The sequence below is a fragment of the Arthrobacter vasquezii genome (genome assembly GCF_029455255.1).
Taxonomy (GTDB): Bacteria; Actinomycetota; Actinomycetes; order Actinomycetales; family Micrococcaceae; genus Arthrobacter_D; species Arthrobacter_D parietis.
In genome coordinates, this window is sequence record NZ_JAROKN010000016.1 from 1 (window position 1) to 12,761 (window position 12,761).

The 12,761-nt window shown below is 64.7% G+C and carries 8 protein-coding genes; 6 read left to right on the plus strand and 2 right to left on the minus strand.

Annotated elements, in window-relative coordinates; translation table 11 throughout:
- Both P4U43_RS08200 and P4U43_RS08205 read right to left on the minus strand, forming a co-directional pair.
- The coding region (locus P4U43_RS08200; protein WP_318533015.1) for an acyl-CoA carboxylase subunit epsilon at nt 1-147 on the minus strand (147 nt) is incomplete at its 3' end.
- Nucleotides 144-1,778, minus strand: coding sequence for an acyl-CoA carboxylase subunit beta (locus P4U43_RS08205; protein WP_277358293.1), 1,635 nt, complete (start codon nt 1,776-1,778; stop codon nt 144-146). The genes P4U43_RS08205 and P4U43_RS08200, both read right to left, overlap by 4 nt.
- 229 nt (nt 1,779-2,007) lie before the next feature.
- Between P4U43_RS08205 and P4U43_RS08210 the strand changes: the two genes are divergently transcribed.
- The 6 genes from P4U43_RS08210 (at nt 2,008) to P4U43_RS08235 (ending at nt 12,671) form a co-directional block, all read left to right on the plus strand.
- A complete protein-coding gene (locus tag P4U43_RS08210) occupies nt 2,008-2,856 on the plus strand; it encodes an SDR family oxidoreductase (RefSeq protein WP_277358294.1) in 849 nt (282 codons plus the stop codon).
- Between the two features lie 83 nt (nt 2,857-2,939).
- Nucleotides 2,940-3,659, plus strand: a complete 720-nt coding sequence (locus tag P4U43_RS08215) for a VIT1/CCC1 transporter family protein (protein ID WP_277358295.1) — start codon at nt 2,940-2,942, stop codon at nt 3,657-3,659.
- A gap of 47 nt (nt 3,660-3,706) precedes the next feature.
- Nucleotides 3,707-4,591 (plus strand): biotin--[acetyl-CoA-carboxylase] ligase, encoded by an 885-nt coding sequence (locus P4U43_RS08220; RefSeq protein ID WP_277358296.1) that lies wholly within the window; start codon nt 3,707-3,709, stop codon nt 4,589-4,591.
- A 41-nt stretch (nt 4,592-4,632) separates the two neighbouring features.
- Entirely contained in the window at nt 4,633-5,241 is a 609-nt protein-coding gene (locus P4U43_RS08225) for a PH domain-containing protein (protein WP_277358297.1), read from the plus strand.
- Between the two features lie 55 nt (nt 5,242-5,296).
- Nucleotides 5,297-6,379 (plus strand): adenylate/guanylate cyclase domain-containing protein, encoded by a 1,083-nt coding sequence (locus tag P4U43_RS08230; RefSeq protein ID WP_235563308.1) that lies wholly within the window; start codon nt 5,297-5,299, stop codon nt 6,377-6,379.
- A gap of 244 nt (nt 6,380-6,623) precedes the next feature.
- A complete protein-coding gene (locus P4U43_RS08235) occupies nt 6,624-12,671 on the plus strand; it encodes an Ig-like domain-containing protein (protein ID WP_277358298.1) in 6,048 nt (2,015 codons plus the stop codon).
- The last annotated feature ends 90 nt before the right edge of the window (nt 12,672-12,761 follow it).

Below are 12,761 nucleotides of genomic sequence, written 5' to 3' on the forward strand. Positions count from 1 at the left end.
CGGCGCGTGCCGGCGCGCGCCGTCGTCGTTCGCCTGCAGTCCAAGCACGACGACGGCGAGAGCCGCCAGCTCCTCCGCCGTCGGGTTCCCTGCCACCACCTGAAACAGCGGCTCGGCTTCTTCTGTAGGCGAGAGGTCCGCGCTCACAGCGGGATGTTCCCATGCTTCTTGGCGGGCAGCGAAGCGCGCTTGTCGCGCAGCGCGCGCAGACCGCGGACAACCTGAATCCTGGTGTCCGACGGCGCAATCACCGCGTCCACATAACCCAACTGCGCGGCCTGGTAGGGATTCAGCAGTTCCTCTTCATACTGATTGATCACCTCGCTGCGGGCGGCTTCAACGTTGCCTCCGGCGTCGGCTACTGATTTCAGGTGACTGCGGTACAGGATGTTCACCGCGCCCTGTGCGCCCATGACGCCGATCTGCGCCGTGGGCCAGGCGAGGTTGAGGTCCGCGCCAAGCTTCTTGGAACCCATGACGATGTACGCGCCGCCGTAGGCCTTTCGGGTGATGACGGTGATCTTGGGAACCGTGGCTTCGGCGTAGGCATAGAGGAGCTTGGCGCCGCGACGGATGATGCCGTTGAACTCCTGGTCCTTGCCCGGCAGGAAGCCCGGGACGTCCACCAGGGTGAGGATGGGAATGTTGAACGCGTCGCAATGGCGGACAAACCGTGCGGCCTTCTCTGAGGCAGCGATGTCCAGGGTGCCCGCGAACTGCATCGGCTGGTTGGCGACGATTCCGATGGTGTGGCCCTCCACGCGGGCGTAGCCGATCACCACGTTCGGCGCATAGAGAGACTGCATCTCCAGGAAATGGCCGTCATCCACGATTGTTGAGATAACGGTGTGCATGTCGTACGGCTGGTTGGCGGAGTCGGGGATGAGCGTGTCCAGCTGAGTGTCAGCCTCATTGATTTCGAGGTCCTCGGTGAACTCGGTCAGCGGTGCTTCGGCGAGGTTGTTGGAGGGCAGGAAGTCGAGCAGCTCCCGGACAAAGTCGATGGCGTCCTGCTCATCGGTGGCCAGGTAGGCGGAGGTTCCCGTGGTGGAGTTGTGCTGCCGCGCGCCTCCCAGGGTTTCCATGTCCACGTCCTCGCCGGTGACGGTCTTGATGACGTCGGGGCCGGTGATGAACATGTGCGAGCTCTTGTCCACCATGACCACGAAGTCGGTCAGCGCGGGGGAGTACGCCGCGCCGCCGGCACACGGGCCCATGATGAGCGAAATCTGCGGGACCACGCCGGAGGCATGCACGTTGTTGCGGAAGATGTCAGCGAACATCGCGAGCGATGCAACGCCCTCCTGGATGCGTGCGCCGCCGCCGTCGTTGATCCCCACCAGCGGGCAGCCGTTACGGAGCGCGAATTCCTGAACCTTGACGATTTTCTCGCCGTTGACCTGGCTGAGCGATCCACCGTAGACCGTGAAGTCCTGGCTGTAGATCGCGATCTGCCGGCCGTCCACGGTGGCGTAGCCGGATACCACGCCGTCGCCGACGGGCTTTTTCTTCTCCATGCCGAATGCCGTGGACCGGTGGACGGCAAGGGCGTCGAACTCCACGAAGGAACCCGGGTCCACGAGCAGGTCGATGCGCTCGCGTGCCGTGCCCTTGCCCCGGGCATGCTGCTTCTCGATCGCCTCCGGGCCGGAAGGCGCTAACGTCCGTTCCTGGCGTTGCCGGAAGTCGGCTAGCTTGCCTGCGGTTGTCTGGAGGTCTGGCCCGGTGTCGACTGCGTCTTCGGTGCCCTGCTCGAGGGGAAGCGTTTCGGGTTGCATCGAGTCTCTTCCGATTGGTGTCCTGGTGGCGGGCGAGTAGCCGGTCTCGAGGGGCCTTAAGTAGGTTTCCTCCAAAGAACCGGGCTTCTCGCCCAGTCTAGTAAGCAAAACGACCCGCATAGCTGTAGAACACCTACAACAACTTCTTGAAAGACTTAGCGCCCGCCCCGAAGTTACCCACGAGTAACAATTAGGTTCCCCACCCCCTGTGCCGATTATGGTGTCACCTATGACCCGCAATGGCGCACCTGTGTCCGGCACCCTTTCAGGGCGCACCATCCTCATGTCCGGCGGCAGCAGGGGGATCGGCCTGGCCATCGCCCTCCGTGCGGCGCGTGACGGCGCCAACGTCGCCATTCTCGCCAAAACGGGCGAGCCCCACCCCAGTCTCGAAGGCACCGTGCACACCGCCGCGGAAGAGATCCGCGCAGCCGGCGGCGGAGCGCTGGCCCTCGTGGGGGATGTAAGAAACGACGACGACGTCGCCTCGGCGGTGGAGGCGACGGTCGCCGAATTCGGAGGTATCGACGTCGTTATCAACAATGCGTCGGCGATCGACCTCTCGAAAACGGCCGACGTGTCCATGAAGCGCTATGACCTGATGGCGGACATCAACGTGCGCGGGACGTTCATGCTGAGCAAGTTCGCCTTGCCGGCGCTGTGTAAGGCTACGAATGCCCACATCCTGACGCTCTCCCCGCCGCTGAACCTGGATCCGGTCTGGGCGGGAAAGCACCTTGCCTACACCATGGCCAAGTACGGCATGAGCCTGACAACGCTCGGGCTCGCCGAGGAACTCCGGGACGAAGGCATCGCCGTCAACTCGCTCTGGCCGGCCACGTTGATCGACACCGCGGCGATCCGCAACATGCCCGGCGGGAGCGAACTCATCAAGGCTGCCCGGACACCGGACATCGTCGCTGACGCCGCCCACGCCGTGCTGGTCCGGCCGGCGCGCGAGTGCACCGGGAACTTCTTCACCGACGAGGAAGTCCTGCGCTCCGAAGGCGTCACCGACTTCAGCCGCTACAGCCTCGGCGCTCCCGAGGACCGACTGGTGCCGGACATCTTCCTCTAGGTTGACGGCTGCCCGGCAGCCGTGCGCCGGCCGGGCCCTGCATCTGCCTGGTGGGAACCGGTCATCGGTGCTGTACTTCTGTCATGACTGATCCAGGAGGACACGCGGCTGAACCGCATGACAACGGGGTTGCAGCTCGCTTGAACTGGCTTCGCGCCGCAGTCCTGGGAGCAAACGACGGTATCGTATCGACTGCCGCCACCGTCGTCGGTGTCGCAGGAGTGACTAATGTTGTCGCCCCGATCCTCATCGCTGGAACGGCCGCCGTCGTCGGCGGAGCGGTGTCCATGGCGCTCGGCGAATATGTTTCGGTGAGCAGCCAACGGGACAGCCAGGAAGCCTTGATCGAGAAGGAGCGCCAGGAACTGCGCGATGATCCGGACGGAGAGCTGACCGAGCTGGCCGGTCTGTATGAGCAGCGTGGGCTCAGCAGCGAAACTGCCCGCCAGGTCGCCGAGGAGCTGACCCAGCACGATGCCCTCGCCGCGCACCTCTCAGCGGAGCTGAACATCGACGAACTCGAGGTCGTCAATCCGTGGCATGCTGCCTTTGCGTCTGCTGCATCCTTCGCGGCAGGGGCCGTCCTGCCCCTCCTGACAATTCTCATCCTCCCCGCAGGTGTCCGCATCCCGTTCACGTTTGTAGCGGTTCTTGTTGCACTGGCCATCACCGGTGCAGTCAGCGCGCAGGTCGGGGGCAGCTCCCGGCGCCGGGCGATGGCGAGGCTCGTCCTCGGCGGAGCGCTTGCCATGGCCGTCACCTACGCCGTGGGATCCCTCCTGGGAACCACCGGAATCGTCTGACTGCGGGCCGTCTCCAGCGCGGTTCCGGCGCCCAGTAGGCTTGGACAATGACATCCCGCTACTCCAACCTTGAACGTCCGGGCCTGGACGAGAACGGCCTGCGCGAGGCGCTGTGCCGCCCGCAGGGTCCCTACGGCAGGCTGGACCTGGTGGAGGCAACGGGCTCAACCAACACCGACCTTGCGGAGCACTGCGTCGAGGATCCCGGGAACTGGCCGGATCTCAGCGTGCTCACCGCCGAGGAGCAGACGGCCGGCCGCGGCAGGCTGGACAGGATCTGGACGGCGCCGGAGCGCTCCTCGCTGTTCGTCAGCGTTCTGCTGCGCCCCCATAATCCGGAGGGCCGGCCCCTACCAACGCAGAGTTACGCGTGGATGTCCCTGCTGGCGGCGCTCGCGCTCTCGGAGAGCATCGAGGAACGCACCGAAATCTCTCCCCAACTCAAGTGGCCCAATGACGTCCACGTTGACGGCCGCAAGCTGGCCGGTGTCCTCGCCCAGCTCGTGCCGGGCGCCAACGCCGAGCCGCCCGCCGTCGTCGTCGGTGCGGGTGTGAACGTCAGCCTCACCGATCAGGAACTGCCGGTCCCCACCGCCACCAGCCTGCTGCTTGAATACGCCGCCACCACGGACCGGAACATCCTCCTGAAGGCCTATCTGCGCCGCCTGTCAGCACATTACGGTGACTTCACCGCGGTCGACGGCGACGCAACCCGCCCCTGGAAGGGCGGCGCCTCGCTGCTCACACGGGTCAGCGAACGCATGGTGACGCTGGGCCAGGATGTCCAGGCTGATCTGCCCAACGGCAGCGTCATCACCGGGCGTGCCATGAATCTCGATTCCCACGGTGCCCTGGTGGTGCGCGATGAGGATGGTGAGAGGCATACGGTCTCGGCGGGCGACGTCGTACATCTGCGGCCGCTGACGCTGTAAGGAGGAGCTCGACCAATGCGGCACGCACCGGATGCACGATCATGCGGATAAGACTCGAGCCGGGGGAGCACGTGGTGGTGCGTACCCGGCCACACCCGCGGCGCCTGCTGGTTCCGTTCTGCCTGGCCCTGCTGATTCTGGCCGGTGCCGGCTACGGGCTCGGTTGGTTCAGCCGGTCACAGCTGCCGCTCGGGTGGGAGCAATGGGGCCCGGCGATTGTCACCGTATTCCTGCTCCTTATGCTGCTTTTCCTGTTCCGCGTCTTCCTCCGGCCGCTGCTGCGCTGGGCCGGCACCCGGTATATCCTGACCAGCCGGCGGCTGATCCGGCGGGCAGGTATCACCAGGCGCAGTGAGCGGGAAGTTCGGCTGACGGGAATCTTCCAGATCATCATCGAGCAGGCCCTCGTCGAGCGGCTTACCGGTGGAGGCACGTTGTTTGTTGATCTGGGCCGAGACCGGATCCTCTCCTTCCGCGAGGTTCCGCAGGTGCATACGTTCAAGGAGTACATGGTGGCTGCGATCAGCGACCTACCGCTGACCGCCATGTTCGATGGTGTAGATATGGAAGCGGAGCCGGTGGACGGGGTAGAAGACGAAGCATGGAACAGGAGCGGTGATGAGCGCCAACAGCGGCACGGATGGAACTGAAGCCGGTGGCACCGGCTCCTTTGCCGATGACCCCGACAACCCCTTGACCCTTTCCATGCCGGCGTTCAACCGGGCAGACCTGCCTCCGCCGCCGGAGAAGCTGGACCGCGACGCCATCCGGCGCCTCGAGGTTGAACTGCTCGGCGCTGAACGAACGCTGCGCCGCAGGGATGTGGCAACAGGTGCCGGGGTGTCCCTGCTGTCCGCGCGGAAGCTCTGGCGCGCAATGGGATTTCCCAACATCGGGGACGACGACGTCGCGTTCACCGAAAAGGACATGGAAGCCCTGACCACCATCATCGAACTGGTGCGCAAAGAGCAGCTGACGGAATCGGCGGCAATTTCCATCACCCGTGCCATCGGGCAGATGACGGATCGCATGGTGGTGTGGCAGATTGAGGCGCTTGTCGAGGAGATGGTGGTTCAGCGTGGAATCTCCGACTCCGCTGCCCGCCGGAACCTCGTTGCCGAGCTTCCGCACCTGCTCGAGCCGCTCGAGAAGACGCTGGTCTACGCGTGGCGCCGCCAGATGAACGCAGCGGTCCAACGGCTGGCCGTCCGCTCGGAGTCGGGGCTCGCCTCTAGCGCGGGAGGGCCTGAAGGAGCCGAGGACGACGCACCGCTGCCGCTGGCCCGCGCCGTCGGGTTCGCGGACCTGGTCTCCTACACGAGCCTGTCCCGGCAGATGAATGAACGCACCCTCGCCCAACTGGTGCAGCGGTTCGAAAACCGAAGCGCGGAGATCATCTCTGTCGGCGGCGGACGCCTGGTGAAGACCATCGGCGATGAAGTGCTCTACATTGCCGAGACGCCCGAGGCCGGCGCTGAAATTTCGCTGGCGCTCGCCAAGGCGTTCACCGAGGACGACCTACTTCCCTCGGCGCGCGTCTCCATGGTGTGGGGCCGGATCCTGTCCAGACTGGGTGACATCTACGGGCCCACGGTGAACCTGGCGGCCCGCCTGACCTCGCTGGCGGAGCCCGGCACGGTGTTGATCGACGCCTCCACCGCCGCAACCCTGCGCGAGAACGAACGCTTTGTGCTGATGCCCCACAAAGCGCGGACCGTACGCGGTTTCGGGGAAGTTCACCCCGTGACGCTCGCGCGCGGCACCGGCACCGGCCTGGTTCTCGACTGACTGTTTCATTCACGACTGACAACGCCTCACCGATGGGCACAAGTACCCACGAGTGCCGGTCGGCCGGTTTGCGAAGTCATGCAACACTTTAATCGGTCAAGTATTCCGGCCGCCTCCTATTGAGTGAGGAAGCGGCCGTCCAGCGTCTCACCCGGGGAACATTGTGAAGCTACTGAACCGCCTTCGACGATTCAGCACCAAACACAAACGAGCATTATCGGTATCCACTGCCTCTGCCGTCAGCATGGGTGTGATCAGCGGTGCCTTGCTTTATCCCGGTTTTGCCACTGCCGAAGTTGACCTGAACGACGGCGGTGTGTGGGTGACGAATAACAACACCGGAATGGTGGGTCACCTTAATTACCAGTCGCGGCTCCTGGACGGCGGCTACGCAGCGAACAGTGACAGCTTCGACATCATTCAGGACCAGGCCACGGTCTTCAATATCAACTCTGATCAATCCAAGGTCAGCCCCGTCGACGTGGCCAACGTGGTCCGCGGCACTGAAGTTCAGCTGCCCGGTTCAGCAGCGGTGGCCATGGGGGGTACGACGGCGGCGGTGACGGACCGTGCCGGTGGTGCGGTCTGGATTACCACGGTGCAGAACCTCGCTGCTTTCAGTGACCAGGAAACCGAGCCGGTGGTGACCGGTTCTTCCGGTGTGGTTGCTGCGGTTTCTTCGAACAATCGCGTGCTGGTTGCAGACCCGTCCGCTGCGACGGTGTCTACCTACGTGGTTGCCCCCGACGGCACCTATGAGGAGCCCGCCCTCGTCGAGGCGGAGGCACTGGGATCGTTCGGTGACGCGCAGATCGCCGCTGTGGGAGATCAGGCAGTGGTGTTCGACGGCGAGTCCGGTCAGCTCGTCCTGCCCGGCGGAGAGGCGGTGACCCTTCCGGATGCTGTGGGTGGGCGTCTGCAGCAGAGCGGCCCGGCGGGCAGTTTCGCGGTGGTGGCCACACCGACGTCGTTGATCAAGCAGCCGCTGAGTGGCGGGGATCCGATCGTGACGCCGCTGGATTCCACCGGTGTTCCCGCTGCGCCGGTGCAGTTGGACGGTTGTGTCCACGCTGCCTGGGCCGGAGCTGCGGTCTACGTCCGCGACTGCGCCGATGATGCCAGTGATCAGCGGCAGGACATCCCCGAACTCGGTGCGGAATCGGAACTGGTGTTCCGGGTCAATCGCAGCGTTGTCGTTCTCAACGATGTCAACGCCGGTGATGTCTGGCTGGTGCTGCAGAACATGCAGTTGGTCGATAACTGGGGTGACATCATCCCGCCGAAGGATGAGTCCGATGACGAGGACCAGGAGTCCGCGAGTGAGAACCCGGTCAACACGCTCCCAGACCGCACCGGTGAAAACCGTCCTCCGGTAGCCGAAGACGATACCTACGGCGCAAGAGCCGGCCGCACCACTATTCTGAACGTCGTCGCCAATGACACAGACCCGGACGGCGATCTCCTGACGAGTACCCTGACCGGGGAACCGCCGGCCGCAGGCAGCGTGCAGCCCATCTACAACGGTGCAGGACTGCAGATTGTGGTCCCGCCGAACGCCACGCCCGGCAACTCCACCTTCACCTATGAAGTGTCCGACGGACGCGGAGGCAGCGATTCCGCGCAGGTCACCCTGGATATTCGCGGGGCTGATTCGAATGAGCCGCCCAACCCATTGCGCTCCACGAAAATTCTTGTGGAGGAGGGCAAGTCCGTCAGCCAGAACATCCTCTCCAGCTGGATGGACCCGGACGGCGATGACCTGTTCCTGGTGAGTGCGGAGCCGACGCCGGACGGTGATCAGGTGAGAACCCGCTCGGACGGGCTGCTGACCTTCCGCGACGTCGGCAAGGGCCAGGGCGTGAAGGAAGTTAACATCGTCGTCTCGGACGGCCGTGAAGAGGTGTCCGGCGTCATCAGTTTCGATGTCCGCGCAGCAGGGACGTTGGCGCCGGTGGTCAATTTCGATCACTTCACTGCCGTCGTCGGGCAGGAATCCCAACTCAGCCCACTGCAGAACGATCTCGATCCGGCAGGTGGTCAGCTCAGCCTGGCGAAGGCGGAACTCACCGGCGGGGATGCGGTGGCAACACCGGATTATGACACCGGCACCATCGCTTTCACTCCCAACGCGGCGGGCACTTACTACGTCGAGTACCTGGTGACCAACGGTCCACAGAGCGCCAGTGGCCTCATTCGGGTTGATGCGAAAGCCGACGGCGCTGAGGGGGCTCCAGTCGCCGTCCGCGATGTGGCGTTGCTGCCGCGCAACGGCGATGTGCTGGTCGACGTTCTGGGTAATGACAGCGACCCTTCGGGTGGCGTGCTGGTGGTGCAGTCAGTGGATGTACCGGCCGGTTCACCGCTGGAGGTCGCGGTACTCGATCACAACGTGCTGCGCATCCACGACGTGCGGAACCTCAGCGAGCAGACCACCATCACCTACACAATCTCGAATGGCAAGGCGTCCGCCACCGGGGAAGTAAGCGTGCTCTCGGTGGAGGGCCCGGAGACGCCCCTGCCGCCGCAGGCCAACTCCGACGAGGTCACGGTACGCGCCGGTGACGTCGTCAACATACCGGTGCTCGACAACGACACTCACCCCAACGGCGATGAGCTGACCCTGAATCCCGTACTCGCTCAGGGGATCGACCTCGGGGACGGCCGGATTTTCGCCTCGGAGAACTCACTGCGTTTCGTCGCCGGCACCACAGCCAAAACTGTGTACGCCATCTACGAGGTGCTGGACAGCACCGGGCAGACGGACTCGGCGGAGGTACGGATCAACATCCGGCCGCTCGATGAGCGCAACACGCCTCCGGTACCGAAGAACCTCGACGCGCGCGTCATCGCCGGATCGACGGTCCGGATCCCGGTCCCGCTGGACGGTATCGACGCGGATGGCGACTCGTCCTTCCTCACCGGCATCGACGCCGCTCCGACGATGGGCGCAGCGATCCCGGGACCGAACTACATCGACTTCACCGCATCGGCCACCGGAGCGGGGACCGACACCTTCACCTACACCGTCCGCGATCGGCTTGGCCTGGAGAACACCGGCACCATTCAGGTGGGCATAGCTCCTGCCGCGGAAGCGAACCAGAAACCCATTGCCGTCAACGACGGCGTCATCCTCCGGCCCGGCCGCGCCATTGCCGTCGACGCGCTGCGCAACGATTCAGACCCCGACGGCGACCCCATCGCGCTTGATCCCGAGGGGGTCACTGCCACCCCCGAGGAAATGGCTCCGGAGGTGGTCGAGGGCCGCGTGCTGTTCAGCGCACCCCAGGCCGAGGGAGACTTCAGCGTCCGCTACTCAGTGGCTGATGATCGCGGTGCCTCCGCCAACGGCAACATCAACGTGACGGTCGACCAGAACGCTCCACTGCTCCTGCCCATCGCGCGTGATGACAGGGTCGAGGTGACCGAGACCCGCGGACAGACCGCCGTGGACGTTCCGGTCCTGAAAAACGACGAGGATCCGGACGGCGTCGCAGAGGATTTGGAAGTCAGCGTTGACCCCGCCGATGCCACCGCGGCCGTGGGTGCGGAGAACGTGGTCCGCGTCGAGCTGACACCGGAGCCGCAGTCCATTCCGTACTCCGTCGAGGACATCGACGGTGGTGTCGCGACCGCCGTCATCTGGGTACCCGGGCTGAGTGAACAGTATCCGACGCTCATCAGCAACGCTCCCATCGATGTGCAGGCGGGGGAGGAACTCGCTCTCGACCTGCGCGAGCTGGTGGAGGTCCGCGAGGGCCGCACGCCGCGCCTGACCGTCACTGAGAAGGTCACGGCGATCGGCACCAGCAACGCCAACGACTGGGTGGTCGATCCGAACAACCTCCGCTACGCCGCGGACGCGGATTACGCCGGCAAGGGCTCCATCACCTTCGAGGTCACCGACGGCACCGGCCCCGATGACCCGGAGGGCTTGAGCTCCACCCTCACCGTCCTCACCAACGTGATCGCCGCTGAGGAAAGCCCCAACTTCCCGCCGACCCTGGATTCCGGGTCCCTCGAAGTTGCCATCGCCGAGCCGGCAGTCACGCTCGATCTGGCCGGTCTTGCCGCCGACCAGAATCCTGAGGACACCCTCGAGTTCTCGCTCACCGGTGAGCAACCTGCCGGCTTCGATATCTCCTTCGCCGGTTCGGTGCTGACCGTCGCAGCCCAGGACGGCGCCGAGGTCGGCACCACCGGAACCATCGGAATCTCCGTGACGGACGGGGAAGACACGGCGAACAGTTTGGTGGCGCTGACGGTGTTGGCGTCCAGCCGGCCGGTTCCGGTCGCTAACGACGACGAAGTGCCTGACGCCGTTCAGGGCGAGCCGGTGACGGTGGACGTGCTCACCAACGACGTGAACCCGTTCCCGGAAGAGCCGCTGCGGATCGTCGACGTCATCGCGGACGGCAACGGCAGCGTTTCCCAGCAGGGAGACTCAGTCCTCGTGACGCCGGGTGAGTCCTTTGTGGGAAACATGACCGTGCAGTACACGATTGAGGACAAGACCGGGGAACTGTCCCGCGTCGCAACGGCCCAGATTCTCCTCACGGTCAAGGGCAAGCCGGGCGTTCCCTCCACACCGGTGGTCGAAAGCACGCGAAATAAATCGGTGGTCCTGTCCTGGGATCCGCCGGCTGACAACGGTTCACCGATCACCGGTTACACGGTCACCAGTAACAACGGGTTCACCCAGGAGTGCCCGGCGACCACGTGTACGCTGACCGGGCTCACCAATAACGTCGAGTACGTGTTCACCGTCACCGCCACCAACGACATCGGTACGTCCGACCCGTCGCCGGAATCGGCGGTCGCGCGTCCTGACACACAACCGGCTCAGCCTGCTCCTCCGGCGCTGGTGTTCGGTGACGGATCGCTGACGGTGAGCTGGACACCTCCAGCCAACGAGGGTTCCCCGGTCGAAGGCTATGACCTCCAGATCTCTCCCGCACCACCCAACGGGGCGGTCCAGCGCAGCGCAACCGGCAGCCCGCTGACCTGGGAAGGCCTGGAGAACGGCACCGCCTACAAGGTTCGGGTGCAGGCACGCAATGCCGCTCCGGATCCGTCGGAGTGGAGTGATTACTCCGCTGCCGAGATTCCGGCCGGCCTGCCGGGAATCCCTGCTGCGCCGACGACGACGCGCGCCGACTCAGTGGGCACGGAAAGTCAGCTGGTGGTCGACTGGGCAGACGTGGCGCCGAACGGCGACACCGTGACGAAGTACCAGGTGCAGGAATTCCGCGGGGGCGCCCTGGTGCGCACGTTGCCCGAGGTGCAGGCGTCCGAGCAGACCATCGTCGTTCCCAACGCCGAGGCGGACTACAGCTACGCGGTCCGTGCCTACAACAAGGCCGGCTGGACCGAATATGGCGCCCAGTCCACGCCGCGTCGTGCTGTTGGTTCTCCTGCGGCGCCAAGCAACGTGAGCCTGAAGGAAACCCGAACCAACGCGGAAGGCCGTCACGTTGTGATCAACTTCAGCGAACTCAGCGCTGATCAGCGCAACGGTGCCCGAGCCTCCGAGGTGAGCTACCAGGCGAACTTCAGCGACGGCCGCCAGATGGGCATCAGACCGGGACAGGAAGTCGGCGGGTTCCCGAACGGCACGGCAGTGACCGCGACGGTCACCGCCATCGTCAACAGCGACGGCGCCAACTACAGTAGCCAACCTGCAGGCTCCAACCGGGTTAATCCGTTCGGCAGCCCCGGTGCGGCGAGAGCGGGCGCCCGGGACGGGGCCAAGGAACAGAAAGAAGTTACCGTGAGCTGGGATCCACCGAACCTGGGTGCCCACGATGTGAAGCAAATCCAGATCAGGATCAACGGCGGCGGGTGGGAGAACGTCCGTAATTCCAATAGCCGCACCATCAAAACCGACGGCTATAACGAGCGTGTCATCATCCGGGTGCGGTCAATGAATTCACGGGGCGAATTCGGGCCGGTTGCTGAAGCAACAGCCAGAAGCGGTGAGGCTCCACCGCCGCCACCTCCCAAGCCGACAGAGTGGACCATCACGGCCGGCGGACCGGAGTTGAGCTCTCGCAGCTGCATGGATCCTCCCAGCGGACCTACAAACTACGGCGGGCCGGGAGACTGCACCGGCGGTCACTGGATCAATGCCGGCGAGTCCTTCAAGTCAAGGTGCTATGTAATCTATGGCGGCAACGTCTGGTACTTCCAGAACTCCGGTGGAAAGAACCAGGGACTCATCATGAAGGGGATTCACGCGCAGGGGCACGGCGCCAACCCTCCCGCCGGAATGCCGCGCAGGGACGGCGGCTGCTGATTTCCCGCGTACCAAAGGCTTCGATCGTTCCTCCCATGGGTGCCGGTGCCGATGGGAGGACGGCAGGCCAGGCTATAGACTCGTCCTTGA

Bases quoted from the DNA above. Each gene is read 5' to 3' on its own strand.
- P4U43_RS08205 (WP_277358293.1), bottom strand. From the start codon at position 1,778: ATGCAACCCGAAACGCTTCCCCTCGAGCAGGGCACCGAAGACGCAGTC.
- P4U43_RS08210 (WP_277358294.1), top strand. From the start codon at position 2,008: ATGACCCGCAATGGCGCACCTGTGTCCGGCACCCTTTCAGGGCGCACC.
- P4U43_RS08215 (WP_277358295.1), top strand. From the start codon at position 2,940: ATGACTGATCCAGGAGGACACGCGGCTGAACCGCATGACAACGGGGTT.
- P4U43_RS08220 (WP_277358296.1), top strand. From the start codon at position 3,707: ATGACATCCCGCTACTCCAACCTTGAACGTCCGGGCCTGGACGAGAAC.
- P4U43_RS08225 (WP_277358297.1), top strand. From the start codon at position 4,633: ATGCGGATAAGACTCGAGCCGGGGGAGCACGTGGTGGTGCGTACCCGG.
- P4U43_RS08230 (WP_235563308.1), top strand. From the start codon at position 5,297: ATGCCGGCGTTCAACCGGGCAGACCTGCCTCCGCCGCCGGAGAAGCTG.
- P4U43_RS08235 (WP_277358298.1), top strand. From the start codon at position 6,624: ATGGGTGTGATCAGCGGTGCCTTGCTTTATCCCGGTTTTGCCACTGCC.